The sequence below is a fragment of the Citrobacter sp. wls613 genome (genome assembly GCF_005281195.1).
In the GTDB taxonomy this organism is placed as follows: Bacteria; Pseudomonadota; Gammaproteobacteria; order Enterobacterales; family Enterobacteriaceae; genus Citrobacter; species Citrobacter gillenii.
In genome coordinates this window covers 31,227-54,570 of the sequence record NZ_SZXN01000064.1, presented here as the reverse complement: position 1 = coordinate 54,570, position 23,344 = coordinate 31,227, and the positions used below count along the sequence as shown (strand labels likewise).

At 54.8% G+C, this 23,344-nt stretch carries 24 protein-coding genes and 1 riboswitch; of the genes, 10 read left to right on the top strand and 14 right to left on the bottom strand.

Annotated elements, in window-relative coordinates; genetic code table 11:
• Positions 1-4 precede the first annotated feature (4 nt).
• From FDX01_RS14100 to lolB, 11 genes are all read right to left on the bottom strand, one after another.
• Positions 5-1,177, bottom strand: coding sequence for a cytochrome b N-terminal domain-containing protein (locus FDX01_RS14100; protein WP_137399970.1), 1,173 nt, complete (start codon positions 1,175-1,177; stop codon positions 5-7).
• A 1-nt stretch (position 1,178) separates the two neighbouring features.
• On the bottom strand, positions 1,179-1,727 hold the full coding sequence (petA, locus tag FDX01_RS14095) for a ubiquinol-cytochrome c reductase iron-sulfur subunit (RefSeq protein ID WP_115258279.1): 549 nt from the start codon (positions 1,725-1,727) through the stop codon (positions 1,179-1,181).
• Positions 1,728-1,753: 26 nt separating this feature from the next.
• On the bottom strand, positions 1,754-2,194 hold the full coding sequence (locus FDX01_RS14090) for a pseudoazurin (RefSeq protein ID WP_096756757.1): 441 nt from the start codon (positions 2,192-2,194) through the stop codon (positions 1,754-1,756).
• Positions 2,195-2,212: 18 nt separating this feature from the next.
• Positions 2,213-3,034 (bottom strand): ABC transporter ATP-binding protein, encoded by an 822-nt coding sequence (locus FDX01_RS14085; protein WP_135911902.1) that lies wholly within the window; start codon positions 3,032-3,034, stop codon positions 2,213-2,215.
• On the bottom strand, positions 3,031-4,095 hold the full coding sequence (locus FDX01_RS14080; RefSeq protein ID WP_137399969.1) for an iron ABC transporter permease: 1,065 nt from the start codon (positions 4,093-4,095) through the stop codon (positions 3,031-3,033). Before FDX01_RS14080 ends, FDX01_RS14085 begins: the two co-directional genes overlap by 4 nt.
• Before the next feature lie 65 nt (positions 4,096-4,160).
• Positions 4,161-5,213, bottom strand: a complete 1,053-nt coding sequence (locus tag FDX01_RS14075; protein ID WP_137361825.1) for an ABC transporter substrate-binding protein — start codon at positions 5,211-5,213, stop codon at positions 4,161-4,163.
• 200 nt (positions 5,214-5,413) lie between these two features.
• Positions 5,414-5,641, bottom strand: a riboswitch (cobalamin riboswitch).
• Between the two features lie 216 nt (positions 5,642-5,857).
• Entirely contained in the window at positions 5,858-6,400 is a 543-nt protein-coding gene (locus FDX01_RS14070) for a GNAT family N-acetyltransferase (RefSeq protein ID WP_135911904.1), read from the bottom strand.
• Positions 6,401-6,506: 106 nt separating this feature from the next.
• The gene (dauA, locus tag FDX01_RS14065) at positions 6,507-8,186 is read right to left on the bottom strand and encodes a C4-dicarboxylic acid transporter DauA (RefSeq protein ID WP_137399968.1); all 1,680 of its coding nucleotides are present in this window, start codon (positions 8,184-8,186) and stop codon (positions 6,507-6,509) included.
• A gap of 124 nt (positions 8,187-8,310) precedes the next feature.
• Positions 8,311-9,258 carry a ribose-phosphate diphosphokinase gene (gene prs / locus FDX01_RS14060; RefSeq protein WP_001518537.1) on the bottom strand — a complete coding sequence of 316 codons (948 nt, stop codon included), beginning with the start codon at positions 9,256-9,258 and terminating at the stop codon, positions 8,311-8,313.
• A gap of 266 nt (positions 9,259-9,524) precedes the next feature.
• The gene (ispE, locus tag FDX01_RS14055) at positions 9,525-10,376 is read right to left on the bottom strand and encodes a 4-(cytidine 5'-diphospho)-2-C-methyl-D-erythritol kinase (protein WP_135911905.1); all 852 of its coding nucleotides are present in this window, start codon (positions 10,374-10,376) and stop codon (positions 9,525-9,527) included.
• Positions 10,373-10,996 carry a lipoprotein insertase outer membrane protein LolB gene (gene lolB, locus FDX01_RS14050; protein ID WP_137399967.1) on the bottom strand — a complete coding sequence of 208 codons (624 nt, stop codon included), beginning with the start codon at positions 10,994-10,996 and terminating at the stop codon, positions 10,373-10,375. Before lolB ends, ispE begins: the two co-directional genes overlap by 4 nt.
• A 212-nt stretch (positions 10,997-11,208) precedes the next feature.
• Between lolB and hemA the strand changes: the two genes are divergently transcribed.
• The 6 genes from hemA to kdsA are packed head-to-tail and all read left to right on the top strand — an operon-like array spanning position 11,209 to position 16,513.
• Positions 11,209-12,465, top strand: coding sequence for a glutamyl-tRNA reductase (hemA, locus tag FDX01_RS14045; RefSeq protein ID WP_096756765.1), 1,257 nt, complete (start codon positions 11,209-11,211; stop codon positions 12,463-12,465).
• Between the two features lie 41 nt (positions 12,466-12,506).
• Positions 12,507-13,589, top strand: a complete 1,083-nt coding sequence (gene prfA / locus FDX01_RS14040; protein WP_137399966.1) for a peptide chain release factor 1 — start codon at positions 12,507-12,509, stop codon at positions 13,587-13,589.
• Positions 13,589-14,422 carry a peptide chain release factor N(5)-glutamine methyltransferase gene (prmC, locus tag FDX01_RS14035; RefSeq protein ID WP_137399965.1) on the top strand — a complete coding sequence of 278 codons (834 nt, stop codon included), beginning with the start codon at positions 13,589-13,591 and terminating at the stop codon, positions 14,420-14,422. The genes prfA and prmC overlap by 1 nt, the downstream gene beginning before the upstream one ends.
• Complete coding sequence (gene sirB2, locus FDX01_RS14030) at positions 14,419-14,811, top strand: invasion regulator SirB2 (protein WP_096756768.1); 393 nt, start codon at positions 14,419-14,421, stop codon at positions 14,809-14,811. Before prmC ends, sirB2 begins: the two co-directional genes overlap by 4 nt.
• Before the next feature lie 2 nt (positions 14,812-14,813).
• The gene (gene sirB1 / locus FDX01_RS14025; RefSeq protein ID WP_137399964.1) at positions 14,814-15,623 is read left to right on the top strand and encodes an invasion regulator SirB1; all 810 of its coding nucleotides are present in this window, start codon (positions 14,814-14,816) and stop codon (positions 15,621-15,623) included.
• Between the two features lie 35 nt (positions 15,624-15,658).
• Positions 15,659-16,513, top strand: a complete 855-nt coding sequence (kdsA, locus tag FDX01_RS14020; protein WP_096756770.1) for a 3-deoxy-8-phosphooctulonate synthase — start codon at positions 15,659-15,661, stop codon at positions 16,511-16,513.
• 105 nt (positions 16,514-16,618) lie between these two features.
• Here kdsA and chaA read toward each other — a convergent pair whose 3' ends face one another.
• Complete coding sequence (gene chaA / locus FDX01_RS14015; RefSeq protein ID WP_115258290.1) at positions 16,619-17,719, bottom strand: sodium-potassium/proton antiporter ChaA; 1,101 nt, start codon at positions 17,717-17,719, stop codon at positions 16,619-16,621.
• A gap of 398 nt (positions 17,720-18,117) precedes the next feature.
• On the opposite strand from chaA, the gene FDX01_RS14010 reads away from it, so the two are divergent.
• Complete coding sequence (locus tag FDX01_RS14010; RefSeq protein ID WP_137361821.1) at positions 18,118-18,813, top strand: gamma-glutamylcyclotransferase; 696 nt, start codon at positions 18,118-18,120, stop codon at positions 18,811-18,813.
• Positions 18,814-18,860: 47 nt separating this feature from the next.
• On the opposite strand, the gene FDX01_RS14005 is transcribed toward FDX01_RS14010, so the two are convergent.
• Together FDX01_RS14005 and FDX01_RS14000 are read right to left on the bottom strand one after the other, a co-directional pair.
• Positions 18,861-19,106, bottom strand: coding sequence for a DUF1883 domain-containing protein (locus FDX01_RS14005; protein ID WP_096756773.1), 246 nt, complete (start codon positions 19,104-19,106; stop codon positions 18,861-18,863).
• Positions 19,107-19,369: 263 nt separating this feature from the next.
• Positions 19,370-19,723, bottom strand: a complete 354-nt coding sequence (locus FDX01_RS14000; protein WP_096756774.1) for a DsrE/DsrF/TusD sulfur relay family protein — start codon at positions 19,721-19,723, stop codon at positions 19,370-19,372.
• Positions 19,724-19,796: 73 nt separating this feature from the next.
• Between FDX01_RS14000 and nasR the strand changes: the two genes are divergently transcribed.
• The 3 genes from nasR to ntrB all read left to right on the top strand — a co-directional run bounded on the left by nasR (position 19,797) and on the right by ntrB (position 23,341).
• Positions 19,797-20,978: a nitrate regulatory protein NasR gene (gene nasR, locus FDX01_RS13995; protein WP_115258292.1), complete on the top strand. Its 1,182-nt coding sequence runs from the start codon at positions 19,797-19,799 to the stop codon at positions 20,976-20,978.
• Between the two features lie 226 nt (positions 20,979-21,204).
• The gene (locus FDX01_RS13990; protein WP_137399963.1) at positions 21,205-22,464 is read left to right on the top strand and encodes a CmpA/NrtA family ABC transporter substrate-binding protein; all 1,260 of its coding nucleotides are present in this window, start codon (positions 21,205-21,207) and stop codon (positions 22,462-22,464) included.
• Between the two features lies 1 nt (position 22,465).
• Complete coding sequence (ntrB, locus tag FDX01_RS13985) at positions 22,466-23,341, top strand: nitrate ABC transporter permease (RefSeq protein ID WP_117342905.1); 876 nt, start codon at positions 22,466-22,468, stop codon at positions 23,339-23,341.
• Positions 23,342-23,344 lie beyond the last annotated feature (3 nt).

The window sequence follows — 23,344 nt, the reverse complement described above, 5'->3', positions numbered from 1 at the left end:
CATGTCAGTCCTGTTTTTCCAGTAAGCGTCGACACGGCATCACAAGTAGAAACCATGCGAAATAGATAAGCGTTGAAAGCTGAGACGCGGCACGGATCCAGCCGTCATCGTTACTCAATCCGTCCAGCAGGTCGGGCCCGACCAGTGCTTTTGAACCCAGCCAGCCTAAAAAGAACACATTACCGACCCAGACCCAGAAACCGAGTTTGATCCATTTGCTGTAATGGCGAAACCGTGCGCGGGAGGTATCCAGCCAGGGTAACAAATAGAAGATCAGCACCGATGCGCACATGGCGGCAATGCCCGCCAGCTCATTGGGAAAACAGCGCAGAATGGAGAAGAAGGGCAGAAAATACCACTCGGGCGCGACAACGGCGGGCGTGACCGTCGGGTCGGCGGGGATAAAGTTATCGGCACTGCTGAGGTAGTGCGGCGCAAAAAATAAGAACCACGCAAACAGCATTAAAAACAGTGTCAGCTTGAGGGCATCGCGTTCGGTGACGCGAAAATCAAACAGCAGACGTTGCGACTCGCGGGCGGTGAACGTTTTTTTCATCGCGTGGGCGAACGCTGACTGGACGGTACGTACATGCCATATCGTCATCGCAACAATGGCGAAGGGGATAATAAAGTGCAGCACATAAAAACGGCCTAACATCGGCGTGCCGGGCGCATACCCGCCGACAAAAAAGGTGTACAGCGTATCGCCAACGAACGGTATTGCGCGGGCGAAACTGGTGATAACCGTGGCGGCCCAATAGCTTTTTTGCCCCCAAATCAGGCTATAGCCGAGAAATGCGGTGATCATCAGGAGCACATACAGCGTTACGCTGATGGCCCACATCTTCAGATACGGTTTGCGGTATACGTTGTAATACATTGCGCGAAAGATATGCAGGTAGCAGGCGAAGAAAAAAAGCGAGGCGCCAATGGCGTGCAGATTACGCACCAGCTCCCCTTGCCTGACCGCACGCATAATATGCACAATGGAATCAAACGCGGAATCTGCCGTGGGCACATAAAACATTGCCAGCACGATGCCGGAGAGAATTTGCACGCCCAGCATGACCAGCAAGATGATGCCGACGGCAAAGATCCACACGCCGGTAATGGAGCGGGGGAACGGAAGGCGAAATTGCACATGACGCTGGGGTGCTGTCGGGGACGTTGCGTTCATGTCAGGCCTCTTTTGTGCCAAGGCGTACACTCAGACCATCGGCGGCCAGGGCATAGTCGGGGATCGCCAAATTTACCGTGGCCGGACCCCGCGTCACGCGCCCGGAGGTGTCAAACTCTGAGCCGTGACACGGACAAATCCAGCCCTGACCGCTGGGGTTGGCGTTAGGCACGCATCCGGCATGCGGGCAGTAACCCTGAACGATCAGCCACTGCGGATGCGCCGCCGTGACCCGCTCGCTGTCTGCCTGCGGGTCGAGCAACAGTCGGGTGTCGGCCTGCTGCGCCGCCGTGACCTCGTCTGGCGTACGGTGGCGAATCAGGATCAGTTTCCCCTGCCAGATTCGTTTCACCGTCTGTCCAGCCGCTACTCCCGCAAGAGAGACATCCACCGGCTCATTTTCTGCCACGGTTTTATCGTCCGGCCCTAGCGCCGAAATGAGTGGCCAGACGGCTGCGGTCACCCCCGCAGCGCCGACAAATTTTGTCAACTTACACAGGCAATCGCGTCGCTGGGTATGGATTGCCTCACTGTCCGTTTTTTTATTCACCGCCGTCTCCTCTTTTCATTGCGCTGTCAGGGTTTCTCAATGCGGGTATAAATGTCCTGAAAGCGTTTATCGGCAAGGCCGGGGGCTTTAAACGCGCGGTAGCTGTCGGGTAAAACGGCGTCGCCGACTTTGATCAGCATAATCATCCCCTGCGCATAGTGCGGTGAACATTTGATGCCGTAGAAGCCTGCTGCGTCGTATTTGATTTCAATCTCCTCATCGATTTTGCCGATGAAACCGGGGTACCCGGCAGGAGACAGCTCGGCAATTGAGGCCGCATTGTGGCTTTTGTGCTTGCGAACAAACTTCACGCTATCGCCCGGCTGGATCGCCAGAAAATCCGGCTCGTAGACCATCGGTCCGCCGGTACCGCGGTTTTTCATCAGCACTTCATACGTTTGTGCGAACGCCGTCGAGGTGAACGCGCACAGGCACAGGATGAGTAAACGTTGTTTAATACATTTCATTGCGGTTCCTTGTGATATTTACGCTGGCCGTTGGTAGCGAATAAAGCAGCTCGCCTCATCAGCAGCTCGTTCGACAATCGCATCGATGCCAAACCAGTTGTTAAGATTTTCTCGGGTGAAGACAGCTGCAGGGCAGCCTTGCATGACCAGTCGTCCCGCTGTCATCACCATGATGCGATCGCAAAACATCGCGGCATGATTCAGATCGTGCAGGGCGGCAATCACGGTCAGTTTTTCGCGTTTAACCAGGTTAAGCAGGCCAATTTGATGCTGGATGTCGAGATGATTGGTTGGCTCATCCATCAGCAATACCTGCGGCTGTTGTGCCAGAGCCCGGGCAATATGCAGGCGCTGGCGTTCGCCGCCGGAGAAGGTATGCCAGCAGCGATGCTGGACGTTTTGCAGGGAGACTTTCTCCAGCATCGTCTGCACGATATCGTCGTCGGTCCGTGACCACGGCGACAGCAGACTTAACCACGGCGTGCGGCCAAGGGATACGGCCTGGATGGCGGTCAGACGCTCGCTGGTTTCCGCCTGCTGTTCAACGAGGGCGACCTTTTGCGCCAGATGGCGGCGTGAGTAGCGGCGAATATCTTTGCGGTTAAGCGAAACGCTGCCGCTGGAGGGCTTGAGTAAACCGGCCAGCAGGGAAATGAGCGACGTTTTCCCCGAACCGTTGGGGCCGATAATGCCCACAAACTCACCGGGTGCGACCTGAAAAGAGACATCATTGACGATGGCCTTGCCTTTCACCTCCCAGTGCAGATGCTGGGCGCAGACCACATCGTTGGCGGTATTTACCGCGCGTAGCGGCGTGGTAAAACGTGGGTTAACCGTCATTTGCTCGGGTTCCCTCGGATCAAAATAATCGAAAATGCGGGCGCGCCAACCAGCGCAGTGATCACCCCAATAGGCAGTACTTGCCCTGGTAGTATGGTGCGTGAAATGACGTCCGCGACAATAAGAAAAATGGCACCAATCAGGGCGCTGACGGGCAGCAAGCGGTGGTGCTGATTACCCACCAGTAAACGCGCAGCGTGAGGGATAACCAGTCCAACAAAGCCAATGGCCCCGACAATCGACACCATAATGGCGGTCATCCCCGTCACCGCGGTAATCAGTACGCCGCGAGTGCGTTTAACCGGGATGCCCAGCGAGGCCGCCGACTCGGCGCCAAATGAAAATGCGTCCAGATGGCGGGCGTAGCAAAAGCAGACGATGATGCCGACCAGCGCGGTCGGGATGGCCAGTACCACATCGGGCCAGCGTACGCCGCTCAGATTGCCGAGCAGCCAGAACATAATGCCGCGTGCCTGTTCGGCATTGGCCGAACGGGTAATGATGAGCGAGGTAATGGCATTGAACAGCTGCGAGCTGGCGATCCCGGCGAGAATAATTTGCGTGGTGGCGGACCCGTTTTTACCCCTTGCGGCCACGGCCAGCAGTGCGACAAATAGAAATGCCGTCAGCGCGCCGATAAACGCCCCGAGCGACATGCTGATAATCCCCGCACCCAACCCGGTCAGCGCGATCAGCACCGCTCCCGTCGATGCCCCTGCCGAGATCCCCAGCAGATAAGGTTCGGCCAGCGCATTACGCAGTAGTGATTGCAGCACCACGCCGGAAACGGCCAGACAGGCACCGCAGCAGGCAGAGACAAGCGCACGGGTCAGGCGGTAGTTCCAGATGATCCCAGCATCCAGCGCGTCTACCGGATATTGGCTGCCAAACAGGTGGTTTGCCAGCGTGTGGGTGACATGCTGCCACGGGATAAACGTCTCACCGATGGAGATCCCCGCCAGCAGCACCCCGCACATCACCACGCTGACCCACAGGCTGTGCAGCAGCGTTCGCTGGGTAAACTGACTCATCGCCCGACGCGTCCTGCGTAATTCGCTCATTGTTGATGGCTTTCCTGAGTGCGAAAGCGCGTGATGCCCGTGCATGACATCACGCGCGACGAGGATTAATGAGTGGCCTGCGGGTGTGCCAGACCGTATTGCACCAGCGCATCGGCGAGTTTTTCCAGCCCGTCAAGGGTTCTGATGCCCGCATTCATGGTCTGGACATCAATCACCGGCAGGTGGTTGTCTTTCACCGCCGGGATAAGACGGGTAACCGGGTCAGACTTGAGGTATTCCATTTTGACTTTCCAGTCATCCGCCGGGAAACGGCGACGGCCCATCTCGCCGAGAACAATCACCGATGGACTGGCTTTGGCAATGGTTTCCCAGCCGACAGTCGGCCACTCTTCCGCGGAATCAATGACATTTTTTACCCCAAGGGTTTGTGCGATCCACGCGGCGGGGCCAAATTTACCGGCAACATACGGATCAAGCTGCAGATCGGCGCTGGAGAACCAGAATACGGCAGAAACGTTATTCTCCATGCCGGTGATCTTCGTTTTGGCTGCGGCCTCGCGGGCTTTGAGGCTGGCTATCAGCTCATCGCCCTTGTCCTGCACATCGAAGATTTTGGCCAGATCGGCAACTTCCTGGTAGACCATGGCGATATCAAACATGCCTTTACGCACACCATCGCCGCCGTCTTCATTGTCTTTTGCACAATCGGCAGGGGCGGTATAAACCGGAACGTTGAGTTCACTGAATTGTTCATAAGAGGCAACCGTCCCCGCGGGGCCAATCTGCCATTCAAACTGGCTGGCAACCAGGTCTGGTTTTTTGGCGATAATGCCTTCAAAGCTGGGTATGTTTTGTGCGATGACTGCAATCTTGTCATTCGCCGCTTTGTACTGTTCAGGAACCGGGCCAAACCACAGCGATGTGCCTACAACGCGATCGGCCAGACCCAAAGAATAGAGGATTTCAGTGCTGTTCTGACCCACTGTGGTCACGCGATGCGGGGCTTTATTAAAGGTAATATCTCGACCACAGTTTTTGATAGTCAGCGGATATTGCGTCTTTGCCGCCGTCGCCATATTACTGGTCAGGAAGAGTGCCGCGCCGGTCAGCGCCAGAAGTGAATATTTGCAATAAGCAGAGGTAAAAACAGAATACATTATCATTGTCCCGTTGATGCCAGCGCTTCAGCGTCTGGTCATTATTTATTTCGCGGGACAGGCGCATGACGATAGATGACATTTCATCATGACATTCAGGCAAAATAATATGAAAATAAAACATATTGTTGCCAGTTTGATCAGGAATCAATTTTGTTCATTCGTCAAATAAATCACCCCATGGACCATCCCGTCCACTCAATGTATAAAACCATGACAGTAGGTCTCCTGGCTTACGGTAATCAGAATATCGGCCTTCCCATAAAAATATTTTACAGTGACCTGTAGTGAATCATCACTACACAGGGATATTCAGCATCCGCTTACAGTTGCGGGGGCAGCTATGGCATAAGAGAGAAATCATCCGCACCATATTCCGTTTCAAAAGCATGACTGCGCTTTGAAATACTGTCGGAGCGGACTGTATCGGTATGCTAATATTGCGTCAACCGCTGTAATAAGTAGGTAGTATTTAATTGTCATTTTTAATTCCTTTTAAATCATGTGGTTAATCTTTAATGGTTCATTGTGATGTGCCGAAGATAATAAATATTTGGTAAATTAAATGAGAATTATTTGATGTTGATCAATTAACGATGTGGTGTTGAAAAAGAATAAAATGAATAGTGAGAAATACACGCTTATTAAATAATCTGCGCCACATCACATTTTTCAATGTGTTTTTCCATATGGACAATTTGTTGCTCGCCACCTTCATCAAGGAACACGTTAAAGTGATTGTTGCACCAAAACTGATAGCCGCCGGGTAAAAAATGATGGGTATGCAAGTAGAGCGTTTTATATTGCTGACGCTGACAATATGCTTCTGCCAGCGTCATAAGTTGGCGGCCTATACCTCGACGGCGGTGTTCCTGTTCCACGTAACAGCGGCAAATTTCTGCGGTGTTGGCTAAATCATAGCGCCCGCGCAATGCCATGATTCTGTCATCGTACTGACACACTGCCAGCGTAGCGATAAGTTGCTGGTGTGCATCCCACGCGCCGAGCAGTAGATTTCGGGGGTGGTGCAGGTAGTGTGAACGTAAATCTAATATGTCTTCGTCAGGACGTGGAGTGGGCCTGTTAGCCTGAAAATAGAGATTTAAATGACGGATAATAAATGACTGAACGGCGGGAATATCCGACTCGGTAATTTCGCGAAAGGTATACGTAGCATTAGGGTTCATTGTTGTGGGTATTATCAGGAGTAGGGGAAATGATAATAGCAACTCAGCGGGGATTGCAGAAGTGAAGAGTGACCGACAAGCAAAGCCTGCCGGCCATCACTAAACGCTAAATATCAGCCAGTGCGGCGTCACGGTTCGGGAAGAACGCCAGACGGCCGGGGATGGGTTGGATACCCGAACGCGCCATGGTGCGTAGCGGTTGGAACTCCAGATTACTGATACGTAATTCACAGCCTTCCGGCAGTCGTTTAATAAAACGCTGGAAGGCGTCCAGACCACCGGCATCCAGTACCGGGACGGCATCCCACTTCAGTACCACGATGCGCTTGCCTGTAATACGCGTTTCGAGATCGGTAAACAATCCCTCCGCTGCGGCAAAGAACAGCGGGCCAATCACGCGCAGCACCAGCACATCGTCCGGTACGTCTACGTTAACCGGTGCCAGGCGCGTCATGCGCGCAATGCGGCGCATAAACAGCAGCGAGGCAAGGACGATACCGACGCTGATGGCGATTACCATATCGAACAGTACGGTCAGCGACATACACATCAGCATCACGATGATGTCGTCTTTCGGTGCGTGACGCAGCAGATCCACCACTTTATGGGCTTCACTCATGTTCCACGCCACCATCAGCAGCAGGGCCGCCATGGCGGAAAGTGGCAGCCAGGAAAGCCACGGAGCTAACACCAGCAGGGCGAGGATCACCAGAATCGCGTGGATCACCGCAGAAATGGGCGAGGTGGCCCCGGCGCGAACGTTAGCCGCAGAGCGGGCAATTGCGGCGGTGGCGGTGATGCCGCCAAAGAATGGCGCGACGATATTCCCCAGCCCTTGACCCACCAGCTCGCTGTTGGCTTTGTGCTTGGTGCCGGTCATCCCGTCGAGCACCACAGCGCACAGCAGGGATTCAATCGCGCCGAGCATCGCCATCGAGAAGGCTGCCGGTAACAGCGCCCGTAATGAACTCCAGCTTAGCGTAAAGTCTGACCCCGGCATATCCCACGGCAACACCAGCTGTGGTAGCAGTTGCGGGATACCGTTGCCCTGCGAACCATCCGCCAGAATGTAGTGGAACTGAGAACCGATGGTCGCGACATGGCCACCTGTCAGGTTAACGATGCCCATTACCGCACAACCGGCCAGCAGCGCCGGAAGATGACCAGGCAGGCGGATCCCCAGACGCGGCCAGAAAATCAGGATCCCCAGCGTGACCACGCCAATGGCGGCATCACCAAGGTTAATGGTCGGCAGGGCCATAAACAACGCACCCACTTTTTGCAGGTAGTGTTCCGGGACGTGTGCCATCTGCAGACCGAGAAAATCTTTAATCTGCATGGTACCGATGGTGATACCGATACCTGAGGTAAAGCCTAAGGTAACGGAGACCGGGATATATTCGATCAATCGGCCAAATCGGGCGAGGCCGAAAAGGATCAGGAAGATCCCGGACATCAGCGTAGCCACCAGCAGACCTGCCAGCCCGAACTGCTGCGACACCGGATATAAAATCACCACGAAGGCGGCGGTAGGACCGGAGACGCTAAAACGTGAACCACCGGTAAGGGCGATAACAATCCCGGCAACGGCTGAGGTATACAGGCCGTATTGTGGCGCAACGCCGCTGCCAATTGCCAACGCCATTGCCAGCGGGATAGCAATAATGCCCACGGTTATCCCGGCGATCAGATCACGGGTAAAGCGCGAGGCGGTATATTTTTCTTTCCAACAAGCGTCGATGAGGGCGCGGAAAGGCATCACATGTGAGGAAAATAGTCTGTTCACAATAATGTTTCATCCATGAGCGCATCATCTATCTAGAAAATGATAGTTGAAGTTGGCATAAATCATACAAATAAATAAAACGGATAAAAAAACCCGCCGCAGCGGGTTTTTGAGCCGGGCTCGATTAATGCTCGAACATAGCAGAGATGGATTCTTCGTTGCTGATACGACGAATCGCTTCGGCCAGCATACCCGACAGGGTCAACGTACGCACGTTCGGCAGTGCTTTGATTTCGTCGGTCAGTGGAATGGTGTCACAAACCACGACTTCATCAATCACCGAGTTGCGCAGGTTGTTTGCCGCATTGCCTGAGAAGATCGGGTGAGTTGCGTAAGCAAATACGCGTTTGGCACCACGTTCTTTCAGCGCTTCTGCTGCTTTGCACAGCGTACCGCCGGTATCGATCATGTCATCAACCAGGACGCAGTCACGACCTGCAACGTCACCAATAATGTGCATCACCTGAGAAACGTTCGCACGCGGGCGACGTTTGTCGATGATAGCCATATCGGTATCGTTCAGCAGCTTAGCGATAGCGCGGGCACGCACGACGCCACCGATGTCCGGAGAAACCACAATCGGGTTGTCCAGGTTCAGCTGCAGCATGTCTTCTAACAGAATTGGGCTACCGAATACGTTATCAACCGGTACGTCAAAGAAGCCCTGGATCTGTTCAGCATGCAGGTCAACGGTGAGGACGCGGTCAACGCCAACGCTTGACAGGAAGTCAGCGACGACTTTTGCGGTAATCGGTACACGAGCGGAACGTACGCGACGATCCTGGCGTGCATAGCCGAAGTAAGGAATAACGGCGGTGATACGGCCTGCGGAAGCACGGCGCAGAGCATCGACCATAACGACCAATTCCATCAGGTTGTCGTTAGTAGGGGCACAAGTGGACTGGATGATGAAAATATCACCACCGCGTACATTTTCATTAATTTGTACGCTGACTTCGCCGTCGCTAAAGCGACCTACAGCGGCGTCGCCGAGTGAAGTGTACAGGCGGTTGGCAATACGTTGTGCTAGTTCCGGGGTGGCGTTACCAGCAAAAAGCTTCATATCAGGCACGAGAAGAACCTCAGGCATGCGTCCATTGGTGGAAAGAATCTGCCGAAAACTGTGCGGGCCAGGCAGTATCCTCTCCAGGCGGTGTATTAAAGAGCGCGATGCAACGTCTGGAACGGGGTGACGTTGTCACCGCAACTCAGCTTGCCCGGCTTACTCGTTATCTTTCGCGTTTCATGTGCGCTGGCATCAATTCCTCACACCAGTCACATACTTTTGTATGCTCCTGGCGATTCGTCATCTCGCCATCTTCCTGAAACCCGAATGATTTAGAGTAACGCTCTGTGCAATGGGGAGAGGTTGACACCTTTCGCCACAAAGCCTTCGAGCCATTCCGGGGCTTGCTCAAGCACCTGGCGAGCACGAGACTCTGTATCAAATTCAGCAAAGACACAGGCCCCTGTACCAGTCAGGCGCGACGGCGCATATTCTAACAGCCAAGAAAGCACCGCATCAACCTCGCGAAAACGTTTTCTTGCGATAACCTCGCAATCATTGCCGAATTCACATTTTAGTAACGTTTCTATTGACCTTTTTGGCGTGTTGCGCGGGAGTTCCGGGTCTTTAAAAATCACCGGCGTCGGAATACTGACGCCAGGATGAGCAACCAGGTACCATTTTTCCGGTGGATTGACCGGCGTGAGAATTTCTCCCACCCCCTCGGCGAAGGCCGCGTGTCCGCGTACAAATACCGGCACGTCGGCACCCAGAGTTAATCCGATGGTTGCCAGTTCATCGACGGACAGCCCGCACTGCCAGAGGTGGTTCAGCGCCACCAGAACCGTTGCGGCATTCGAGGAGCCTCCGCCCAGACCCCCGCCCATTGGCAGGCGCTTATCAATGCTGATGGCCGCGCCGCGCCCGGCGGGCAAGCGTCCACTTTCTGCGGCAGTTTTCATCAGCAAACGCGCGGCGCGCACGATCAGGTTATCTTCATGCTCCACACCCGCAACCGGGGTGAGTAGATGAATGTCGCCGTCATCGCGCACCTCAATGCGGATATCATCGCCGTAATCGAGAAACTGAAACAGCGTCTGCAGCGTGTGATAACCATCCGCACGCTGTCCGGTGATGTATAAAAACAGATTCAGTTTTGCCGGAGAGGGCCAATGGGTCATCATTTCACGATCCAGTTATCCATTTTCAGCTTAATGCGCTGGTCGCCGTCGGACAGTTCCATGTTAGCGGGCATCGCTGGCTGCGTTTTGCTGTCGTAGGCGCTGTACACCACTTTCCAGCGCTTACCGTTCTGGCTGTAGTTGACTTCGCTCAGACGGTACTGCGTGTCAAGTTTGTAATCGGTGGCATCGCCCGGCAGACCGAGGATCCACTGACGCAGGCTATTGAGCGGAATCGGCATCCCGGTCAGTTTGCCAATCATTTCTTCGGCATCATCGGCGGTATAATGCTTGCCTTTATTATCGACAAGCTCGACGTTGCCCGGCTGGGCTTTCAGTTCCAGTTCGGTACTGCCCAGCGGATTGGTCAGCAGCAGACGATAGTTATCCTGACCGGTTTGCTGCCAGAAGAAGCGGGCATAGACCTTCTGCTGTTCGGAAATGTAGGCAAACGCGCCGCGCGTCTGATACTGGTGCAGCGCACGCACTTCCTGCTGGTGCTGACGCCACTGCGGGGAGTCCGGACTTTTGCCAGGACCTTTCGGCGCATTGAGTGTACAGGCGGTGAGGACCAGGCTTGCCAGCGGCAGCAGGCGGAACAGGCGAAAATCAGGCAGGGTCATAATGATGACAAATCCTTGAGATACGTTGCAGTTATAGTTCTTAATGCTAGCGCCGCCATCTGACCTCGTCTACGTTCACGTTATCTTAAATCACTAAAATTTGTGCACTAAGCTATTACTCCAAAAGGGGGGCAGTCTCTTTTATTGGCCGCACGCATCCTGTATGATGCCCGCAGTCTAACCTTATCAACGCTGGTACTATTCCCGCACACATGACCCTTTTAGCGCTTGGTATTAACCATAAAACGGCACCTGTATCGCTGCGAGAACGCGTAACGTTTTCGCCGGATACGCTCGATCAGGCGCTGGACAGCCTGCTTGCGCAGCCAATGGTGCAAGGCGGGGTAGTGCTGTCGACGTGTAACCGCACGGAGCTGTATCTCAGCGTCGAAGAGCAGGATAACCTGCAAGAGGCGCTGATCCGTTGGCTGTGCGAATACCATAATCTGAATGAAGAAGAACTGCGCAGCAGCCTTTACTGGCATCAGGACAACGACGCCGTCAGCCATCTGATGCGGGTTGCCAGCGGCCTGGATTCGCTGGTACTCGGCGAGCCACAAATTCTCGGCCAGGTGAAAAAAGCCTTTGCGGATTCGCAAAAAGGCCACCTGAACGCCAGTGCGCTGGAGCGCATGTTCCAGAAATCGTTCTCCGTCGCCAAACGTGTCCGCACCGAAACCGACATCGGCGCCAGTGCCGTGTCCGTTGCTTTTGCGGCCTGTACGCTGGCGCGACAAATCTTTGAATCGCTGTCCACGGTAACCGTACTGCTGGTTGGCGCAGGTGAGACCATCGAACTGGTGGCGCGTCATCTACGCGAACACAAAGTGAAGAAGATGATCATCGCCAACCGTACGCGTGAACGTGCGCAGGTGCTGGCAGACGAAGTCGGCGCTGAGGTGATCTCATTGAGTGATATCGACGCACGTTTACAGGACGCCGATATCATTATCAGTTCTACCGCCAGCCCGCTGCCGATTATCGGTAAAGGGATGGTGGAGCGCGCGCTGAAAAACCGCCGCAATCAGCCGATGCTGCTGGTCGATATCGCCGTACCGCGCGATGTTGAGCCGGAGGTCGGCAAACTGTCGAACGCTTACTTGTACAGCGTTGACGACCTGCAAAGCATCATTTCGCATAATCTGGCGCAGCGTAAAGCGGCGGCGGTGGAAGCCGAAACGATCGTCGAGCAGGAAACCAGCGAATTTATGGCCTGGCTCCGCGCCCAAAGCGCGAGTGACACCATCCGCGAATATCGCAGTCAGTCAGAACAAGTGCGTGATGAACTGACCGCCAAAGCGTTGGCTGCTCTTCAACAGGGCGGTGATGCGCAAGCCATTATGCAAGATCTGGCCTGGAAACTGACTAACCGCCTGATCCATGCACCAACCAAATCTCTTCAACAGGCTGCCCGTGACGGGGATAGTGAACGCCTGAATATTCTGCGCAACAGCCTCGGGCTGGAGTAGCAGCACACCAATCTTATTTTTTACAGGGTGCATTTACGCCTATGAAGCCTTCTATCGTTGCCAAACTGGAAGCCCTGCATGAACGCCATGAAGAAGTTCAGGCGCTGCTCGGCGATGCGGGAACCATCGCAGACCAGGATCGCTTTCGTGCGCTGTCGCGCGAATATGCCCAGTTAAGCGATGTTTCTCGCTGTTTCACGGACTGGCAACAGGTTCAGGATGATATCCAAACAGCACAGATGATGCTCGACGATCCTGAAATGCGTGAGATGGCGCAGGATGAACTGCGCGAAGCAAAAGAAAAATGTGAACAGCTGGAACAGCATCTGCAGGTGCTGCTGCTGCCGAAAGATCCGGATGACGAACGTAATGCGTTTCTTGAAGTGCGTGCCGGAACCGGCGGCGATGAAGCGGCGCTGTTTGCAGGCGATCTGTTCCGTATGTACAGCCGTTACGCTGAATCCCGCCGCTGGCGCGTGGAGATCATGAGCGCCAACGAAGGTGAACACGGCGGCTATAAAGAAATTATTGCCAAAGTGAGCGGCGATGGCGTGTATGGTCGACTGAAGTTCGAGTCCGGCGGTCATCGCGTACAGCGCGTTCCGGCCACCGAATCTCAGGGACGTATCCATACCTCTGCCTGTACGGTCGCGGTGATGCCTGAGCTGCCGGAAGCGGAACTGCCGGACATCAATCCGGCTGACCTGCGCATTGATACCTTCCGTTCATCGGGGGCCGGTGGTCAGCACGTTAACACCACCGACTCGGCTATTCGTATTACCCACTTACCGACCGGTATTGTGGTTGAATGTCAGGACGAACGTTCACAGCACAAAAACAAAGCTAAAGCGATGTCGGTGCTGGGCTCACGTATTCGTGCCGCCGAAGTGGCGCGACGCCAGCAGGCGGAAGCCTCCGAGCGCCGCAACCTGTTAGGCAGCGGCGATCGCAGCGATCGTAACCGTACCTATAACTTCCCACAGGGTCGCGTAACCGATCACCGCATCAACCTGACGCTCTACCGTCTGGACGAAGCGATGGAAGGGAAACTGGATATGCTCATTGAGCCGATTGTCCAGGAATACCAGGCCGACCAGCTGGCGGCGTTGTCCGAGCAGGATTAATGGATTATCAGCACTGGTTGCGTGAAGCAATAGCCCAATTACAGGACAGCGAAAGCCCGCGCCGCGACGCCGAGATCTTACTCGAGACCGTTACCGGCAAAGGGCGTACCTTTATTCTGGCGTTTGGTGAAACGGTATTAACCGTGGCACAGCAGGAACAGCTGAACGCGCTGGTGGCGCGTCGTCAACGGGGAGAGCCGGTGGCGCACTTAACCGGCGTTCGCGAGTTCTGGTCGCTGCCGCTGTTCGTGTCACCGGCGACGCTTATTCCACGTCCGGACACCGAATGCTTAGTCGAGCAGGCGCTGGCACGCCTGCCTGCCTCTGCGTGCCGCATTGTGGATTTGGGGACCGGTACGGGCGCTATTGCGCTGGCGCTGGCTTCCGAGCGCCCGGACTGCGACGTGACGGCGGTTGATCGGATGCCGGACGCCGTGGCGCTGGCGATCCGCAATACGCAGCATCTGGGCATCAACAATGTGCGCGTGCTGCAAAGCGACTGGTTCAGCGCTTTACAGGGGCAGCAGTTCGACATGATCGTCAGTAACCCACCGTACATTGATGAGCAGGACCCGCATCTGGCACAAGGCGATGTACGTTTTGAGCCGCTGACCGCGCTGGTGGCCGGCGATCATGGCCTGGCGGATATCGTGCATATCATCGAACAGTCTAAACACATGTTAACCCCTGGCGGTTATTTGCTACTGGAACACGGCTGGCAGCAGGGGCAGGCGGTGCGTGACGCGTTTACGCGCAGTGGATACCAGGCGGTCGAAACCTGTCGTGATTACGGCGGCAACGAGCGCATTACGCTCGGGTGCCTCGCTGCATGACCACCTTCAGCTTGTTGCTCGGCGTTCATCTTATTAGCATTGCGCTGTCCGTGGGGCTGCTCACGCTGCGTTTTTGGTGGCGTTACACGCAAGCACGCCTTGCGTCAGCGCGCTGGACGCGGATTGCTCCGCCGGTCATTGATACCGTTTTGTTACTCAGCGGCGTAGCGTTGATCGCTAAAACGCACATCCTGCCATTCACCGAACAGGGGACATGGCTGACTGAAAAGCTGTTTGGGGTTATCATTTACATCGTTTTGGGTTTTATTGCGCTCGATTATCGTCGGGCGCGCAGCCAGCAGGCGCGTTTAATCGCCTTTCCGCTGGCGCTGGTGGTGCTGTACATCATCATTAAACTCGCCACCACAAAAATACCGTTACTGGGGTAATCATGAGGTCGTTAGCTGATTTCGAATTTAATAAAGCGCCATTGTGCGATGGGATGATCCTGGCATCGGAGTCTATCCGCCTGGATTTCCCTACGCAATCTGTCTACGACGAACTGGAACGTCTGGCCAGCCTCGCGCATGAAGAAATTAGCCAGCTCCTGTCTCAGGATGAGCAACTGGAAAAATTGCTGGCACTTTTTTACGGCGACTGGGGGTTTACGGATACCCGCGGCGTCTATCGTCTTTCTGATGCACTTTGGCTCGACAAGGTCCTGAAAAATCGTCAGGGCAGCGCGGTGTCGCTTGGCGCCATCTTGTTGTGGCTGGCCAATCGGCTGGATCTGCCGCTGGTGCCGGTGATTTTCCCGACGCAGTTAATCCTGCGCATTGAATCACTGGAAGGCGAAATGTGGTTGATTAACCCGTTCAATGGCGAAACGTTAAATGAGCACACGCTGGAAGTGTGGCTAAAGGGCAATATCAGCCCGGTAGCTGAGCTGTTTAACGAAGATCTCGATGAGGCGGATAACGCGGAAGTGATCCGCAAACTGCTCGACACGCTGAAATCATCGCTGATGGAAGAACGGCAAATGGAGCTGGCACTGCGCGCCAGTGAGGCCTTATTGCAGTTTAATCCTGAAGATCCGTATGAAATACGCGATCGCGGATTGATCTACGCGCAGCTGGAATGTGAACATGTTGCGTTAACCGATTTAAGTTATTTCGTTGAGCAGTGTCCGGAAGACCCGATCAGCGAAATGATCCGTGCGCAGATAAATACTATTTCGCACAAGCATATTGTATTGCATTGATTAATGACACTTTACCTACCGTTTAAGGCGATCCTATGAAACAAAAAGTGGTTAGCATTGGCGACATCAACGTGGCAAATGACCTGCCATTCGTGCTGTTTGGCGGCATGAACGTGCTGGAATCCCGCGATCTGGCGATGCGCATTTGTGAGCACTACGTAACCGTTACTCAGAAACTGGGTATCCCTTACGTGTTCAAAGCCTCCTTTGATAAAGCCAACCGTTCTTCCATCCACTCTTATCGTGGTCCGGGCCTTGAAGAAGGGATGAAAATCTTCCAGGAACTGAAACAAACCTTTGGCGTAAAAGTGATCACCGACGTGCATGAAGCCAGCCAGGCGCAGCCTGTGGCTGACGTTGTGGACGTGATTCAGCTTCCGGCCTTCCTCGCTCGCCAGACCGACTTGGTTGAAGCGATGGCGAAAACCGGTGCCGTTATCAACGTCAAAAAACCGCAGTTCGTAAGCCCAGGTCAAATGGGTAATATCGTGGATAAATTCCATGAAGGTGGCAACGACAAGGTTATTCTGTGCGATCGTGGCGCAAACTTCGGTTACGACAACCTGGTTGTGGATATGCTGGGCTTTGGCGTGATGAAGAAAGTTTCCGGTAACTCACCGGTTATTTTTGACGTTACCCACGCGCTGCAGTGCCGTGACCCGTTCGGTGCTGCAAGCGGCGGTCGTCGTGCGCAGGTGACTGAACTGGCGCGTGCCGGTATGGCGGTGGGTCTGGCGGGTCTGTTCATTGAAGCACATCCGGATCCGGCCAATGCGAAATGTGACGGTCCTTCCGCGCTGCCGCTGGCGAAGCTGGAACAGTTCCTCACCCAGATCAAAGCGGTTGATGATCTGGTGAAAAGCTTCGACGAACTGGATACTGAGAACTAAGTTTGGCTTGTGTGCCCGATGGCGCTTACGCTTATCGGGCCTACGACGCAAAAATCACTGTAGGCCGGATATGACGCTTTGCGTCGCATCCGGCTTTTTTATGAATCAAGCAAAGATCGTCATCAGATAGGCGATAAACAGTGCCAGATGTGCCGCACCGTTAAGCACGTTCGTGCGCCCGGTCGAGAAGGAAATTTGGCACAGTACCAACGAAGAAACCATCACAATCATCTCTGGCGAACCTAAGCCAAACACCAGGTCGTTGCCCGTCGCCCACGCAATCAGCGTTACAACCGGAACTGTCAGCGAAATGGTGGCGAGCACGGAGCCGAAGAACAAATTCATCGCACGCTGTACCTGATTGCTCAGCACCGCTTTCAGCGCACCCAGCCCTTCAGGAGAGAGGATCAGCAATGCGACAAGGAAACCAGTGAACGCAACCGGCGCATTCAGTTCCGTTAACAGCGTCTCCAGCGGATTGGCGTTCATTTTGGTCACTGCGATAACCGCAATTAAATGGACGATAAGCCAAACCGCATGCCACATATTACTGTGCGCTGATGGTTTACCGTGGTGCGGGTCGTCGTCGTCACCCTCGTCTTCGTGTTCGTAAATAAACAGGCTCTGGTGCGTTTTTGTCTGAATCAGAAGAAATACGCCGTACATTGCGGCAGAAATTAACGCCACCAGTAGCGCCTGTGCAGTGGTGAAATTCGCGCCCGGCAATGCCATCGGGAACACCAGCACAATAATGGCCAGCGGGAACAGGGCGATCAAATACTGTTTAATACCAAACAGATTCATATACTGGGTGGCAAATTTACGCCCGCCTAACAGTAATGAAAAACCGACCAGACCACCGGTGACAATCATAATGATTGAATAGAGCGTATCGCGCATCAAGGTTGGCGCGGCGTCGCCCGTTGCCATTAATGCAGAAATTAAGCTGACTTCAAGAATAACCACCGACAGGCTCAGGATCAGGGAACCATAGGGTTCACCGAGTCGGTGGGCTAATACGTCTGCGTGACGTACAACGCTAAATGCACTGCTTAATATACCCACCAGGGCAAGCGCATTAATGCCGATAACCACTGGTAGTGACTGACTGCTCCCCCATAAGAACAGAACTACCAGCGCCAAAATCGGGAAGACGAGCGAGGTCTCCTTGTGGCGGGTTTTTACCGCCTCATGTGCATGTGTCATTCACTTCTCCATCTCTGCAGGTATTTATAATTATAAATGTATTAAAGAATGTAAAAAATAACAGATATCTCGGTATTTCCGATCTGTTTTTACGTAATTTTACGGCGTGGCCCGTTTCTTGCTTCAAAGTGAATATAATCATTTATCTTGTTTAGAGACGATTTAAATAACAAGGTGTTAGTTTTAATGGTGCACAAATATTGACACTCATAACGAGCAACATGTCGGTACCGATCGCGCCATCAGTACAGGATATAAAGTGCCGTTGAGCCTTTGTTGCCTTGCATGCAGCCAGTGAATTGCCTATTGTCCTGATATTGGTTTCAAAATGAACAGCAAAAAAGCCCGGAAGGCGTCAAAAAGTTGTCGCAGGGACGTTGCAGTGGCGGAGGTGTAAGGTGTTAACGCGTGATTTTTTATTGAATGCCGACTGTAAGACGGCATTTGGTGCTATTGAAGAATCACTACTCTGGTCAGCGGAACAACGGGCAGCCTCACTGGCTGCCACACTCGCTTGCCGACCAGATGATGGACCGGTGTGGATCTTTGGTTATGGATCGTTGATGTGGAACCCGGCCTTAGAGTTTGAGGAGTCGTGTACCGGCACGTTAGTCGGCTGGCACCGGGCATTTTGCCTGCGCCTGACGGCGGGACGAGGCACGGCGTGTCAGCCTGGACGGATGCTGGCCCTGAAAGAAGGGGGCCGCACCACCGGTGTAGCCTACCGCTTACCGGACGCCTCGCTGGAGCAAGAGTTGACGTTGCTGTGGAAGCGCGAAATGATCACCGGCTGCTATCTTCCGACCTGGTGTCAGCTCACGCTTGATGACGGGCGGACGGTCAATGCGTTGGTCTTTATTATGGATCCGCGGCATCCATTGTTTGAGGCAGATACGCGCGCGCAGGTGATCGCGCCGCTTATCGCTACCGCCAGCGGACCATTGGGAACCAATGCGCAGTATCTGTTCTCGCTGGAACAGGAATTGTCCCGGTTAGGCATGCAGGATGATTGCCTGAACGAACTGATCGTCACGGTCAAACGACTGTTGGGCGAGGTGTTACCGGAAGGGGTCATGCGGCCAGGATTTGCCTGAGTCGGCGAACTGCCCGATAAGCGAGAGTGCTTTCGGGCAGCTAACTGTCAGGCGGCGATATAACTGATGGAATGTTCCAGCGACTGGCTGTGGCTGTCGATCAGAACATTCCACGTGCCGGTATACGGCACGGTCAACCATGCGTTATCACGATCCTGCACGCTTAAAATGTCGGTCTGCGTGTCTTTGACGTGATTTTTTTCGCTCATCAGATGAATGTGACAGCGCTCAGAACAGCGCACCACCACGGTATCTCCACCAAACAATTTCAAACTTGCCTTCACTAATGCCATTTTTCACCCCGTTCTTGAAAACAACGTACTTTCTGTCGAAAGTGCTGCGTGATGTTGTTCACATTTCACTCATGGCATAACACCAAAGGGGGAGGGACAGGATGCTGATTTTGATCAAAAAATGGCATAACGATTAAACAAAAATGACAAAATCCCTGAAAAGCGTTGAAAGGGCGTGCTTACGTTTAGCGAAACCGCGCCCCTGGCAGATTAAATCTGGAAATATCCGGCTCTTTCAGTGCGCTTGCCTGAAAAGTCGGCTATCAGAAGGTTAACACCTTATCCGCCGCGAGCGTCCACTGGGCTAATTCCACCAATGTCCCGACTTCAACGCCGTCGATTAACGGCAGCGTGGTGATGCCACGACCATCGGTGCAGGTTTTGCACAGTTTCACCGGCACATTTTGTGCGGTCAGGATCTCCAGCATTTGCTGAATATTGTAGCCTTCCGTCGGCTTCTGCCCGCGTATTCCCGCCGTTACCGCGTCCGACATCAAAAAAAGTCGCAGATCGAGGCTGTCATCCTGTTCGCGCAGGGCAATGGCCAGACGCAGACTGTTAAATAACGATTCGCTTCCATAGGCCGCACCGTTCGCGACGATCACTATCTTTTGCATTTTGACTCCTGTTGTCAGGGGGGCATGGATATTGCTAGCTCTTTGGGAAAACCCGTTATCCGTGAGAGCAGAGATGATGACACATGCGCAAGACCCCGGTGCCACGCAATGGTTTCACCACGCACGTCAGCTTGAGAATACCCAGCTTCGCCAGTTGGCGCAGTCAGGCCAACTGGTGACGCGCATTAGCCATCTGGTGCATATGCTACAGTGCGAACGCGGTGCATCCAACATTTGGTTGTGCTCCCGTGGGGCACTTTACGGTCCGGAGGTCCGTGCCAGCCGCGCACTGGTGGATGAGGAATGTCGACAACTGCACGCGCTGTTTACGCAGCTTATGCCGCAGGCCAGCAGCACGCTATGCCATCGCATTGCCGGTACCGTCTGGTGCCTGGCGCAGTTGCCCGCATTGCGTGAAGCGGTCAGCGGGCAGGCGTTAGATGCGCAACAGGCCATGGCGCAGTACAACCGTGCGCTGCGGCATGTGCTCGGTATTGTCCCGCAACTTAATGACAGCATTGATGACCCCTACGTTGCCCGCGGGATGGTGGCCCTGTACAGCTTTATGCAGGGCAAAGAGCTGGTGGGGCAAGAACGGGCATTGGGCGCGATTGGCTTTACGCTTGGCGAATTTGAGCCGCCTATGCGCCAGGCGCTGGTGGATCGGATCGACGGACAGCAGCCGTGCTTTGAAGCCTTTAGCTCACTGGCCTCACCGGCGCTGGTGCAGCATTTTCGCCAGCAGTGTGAAGCCTCTGGCACGATTGAACAGTTGCGTCGACAGGTTTGCACGCGACACCCGCAGGCCGATAACGGCGAAAGCACGCTGCGCTGGTTTACGTTGCAGACCCAGCGGCTGGAACGTTTACGCGACGTGGAGGAGAGGCTGATCGGCGAGCTGATGCAGGCCGTTGAGCGGCGTCTGGCGGAAGACGCCAACGCGCTGCCGCTCGATAACTGGCTTGATGATAGCGCCGATGACAACCTCTGCCTGCGTCGCGACAAACAGCTTCTGCTGCTGGTTCGCCAGCAGGCACGCCAGCTCGAGCAGATGAGCGGCCAACTGGCGTCGCTACAGGATACGTTAGAAGAGCGGAAAGTGATTGATAAGGCGAAAAGTGTACTGATGAATCATCACAATATGAGTGAGGAACAGGCCTGGCAACGGCTGCGCAAAATGGCGATGGATAAAAATCAGCGGATGGTGGATATCGCCCGTGCGCTGTTGACCGTGAAATCACTCATTCAGGGATAGCGGCTGCACAACAGACGAGCAGCCTCTGCCATATTCGGGTGCAAAATAACGTCACCGGGAGGTAAAAGCCGCTCAGCGCGCCAGCGAAATTCTGGCATCCGAATTGCATTCATCTCTACAGACAGTTTAGCAACAGACCAACGGCGGTTTGTCTGCTTTGAGGATAAAGGCGTCCTGCAATGCTTCGGCATTGCCGGGCGCTTTTTTTTTGTTATGGGGAGCATGTATGGGTGACAGAACAGTTTTGCTAACGCGGCGGCGATTCCTGCAGGCCAGCGCCGCCATCGGGGGGGCATCCCTGATTTCCGGCCTGATGCCATCGGTGTGGGCTGCAGGGTCTGACGCGCCAGAAATGAACACGGTCAGAGTGGGCTTCATTCCCCTCACTGACTGCGCACCGTTGGTGATTGCCGCGTTGAAAGGTTTTGATAAAAAGTACGGCATTACGCTGGTGCCCAGCAAAGAGGCCAGTTGGGCGGCGGTACGTGACAAACTGGTTTCCGGCGAACTGGACGCCGCCCACGTTCTGTATGGACTCTTGTACGGGCTGGAGTTGGGCATCGCCAGCAAACCGCAGGCGATGGCAAATCTGATGACGCTGAACCAAAACGGCCAGGCCATCACGCTGTCTGCTGCGCTGCAGGAGCAGGGGATCGCCGACGCGCCGTCGCTGAAAAAGCTGATTGCCGGGCAGGCGCCAGGAACCTACACCTTCGCGCATACCTTTCCTACCGGCACGCACGCCATGTGGCTCTATTACTGGCTGGCCAGCGCCGACATCAATCCGTTTACCGATATCCGTACCGTGGTGGTGCCGCCGCCGCAAATGGTGATGAACATGCGCATCGGCAATATGAGCGGTTTCTGCGTCGGCGAGCCGTGGAATGCGCGGGCCATTAACGACCGCATCGGATTTACCGCCGCTACCTCGCAGGCAATCTGGCCCGATCATCCGGAAAAAGTGCTCGGCACGCGCCGGGAATGGGTGGAGAAGCATCCGCACACCGCCCGGGCGCTGGTCAGCGCCGTACTTGAGGCGTCGCGCTGGATTGACGCCAGCGAGGCCAACAAACGTGAAACGGCGCAAATCCTTGCTGGGCGCGCCTGGCTCAATACCAAAGCACAGTACCTGACCGGGCGCATGCTGGGCGAATACGACAACGGTGCTGGTCATCGCTGGCAGGACGCGCACCCGATCCAATTCTTTCGTGACGGAGAAGTCAGCTTCCCGTGGCACTCGGACGGCATGTGGTTCCTGACGCAGTTCCGCCGCTGGGGGCTGCTTAAGCAGGCACCGGACTATGCGGATATTGCGGCCAGGGTCAACCGTATTGATATCTGGCGCGACGCGGCGACGGCCGTAGGCGGCATAACCCCGCCAGCGCAGCTACTGCGTACCAGCACGCTGATGGACGGTACCGTGTGGGACGGTCGCGACCCGGAAGCGTATGCCAACCGCTTTACCCTCCACCGTAAAGGAGCCTGAGATGAAACAAAACACGCAACTAAAAACCCCTGAACCGGCTGTGGGTGAGGTGATCACGCTGGCTGCCGTGACGGTGAGAAAACGCAAAACGCCGGCCTATTTGTGGCTGCACGCGTGGGTCAGACGAGCCGTGCCCGCGCTGCTGGGGATGGGCCTACTGGTGGTGTGCTGGCAACTGGCGGCGATCAACAGCCAGGGATTTCCGACGCCGCTCAGCACGCTGGACTCGGCGCTAACGCTGTTTGCTGACCCGTTCTATAACAATGGGCCGAACGATATGGGCATCGGCTGGAACGTGCTGGCATCATTGCAGCGGGTGGCCATTGGTTTTGGCCTCGCGGCGCTAGTCGGCATCCCGCTCGGATTTCTGATTGGCCGATTTACCTTCGCCTCACACATGTTTTCACCGCTGGTCGCGCTGCTGCGCCCGGTCAGCCCGTTGGCCTGGCTGCCCATTGGGTTGCTGCTGTTTCAAAAGGCGGAACCGGCCTCCAGCTGGACTATTTTTATCTGCTCCATCTGGCCGATGGTGATCAACACCGCCGAAGGGGTGCGCAGAATTCCTGACGATTATCTCAACGTCGCCCGTGTGCTCCAACTCTCCGAGTGGACGGTGATGCGCCGCATTCTTTTTCCCGCAGTACTGCCTGCGATCCTCACCGGCATGCGCCTGTCTATCGGTATTGCCTGGCTGGTGATTGTGGCCGCCGAAATGCTCACCGGTGGACTGGGCATTGGCTTTTGGATCTGGAATGAGTGGAACAACCTCAACGTCGAAAACATTCTTATCGCCATTGTCATTATCGGCGTCGTGGGCCTGCTGCTTGAGCAGGGGCTGATGCGGGTCGCCCGTCGTTTTAGCTGGCAGGAAAAATAAGGA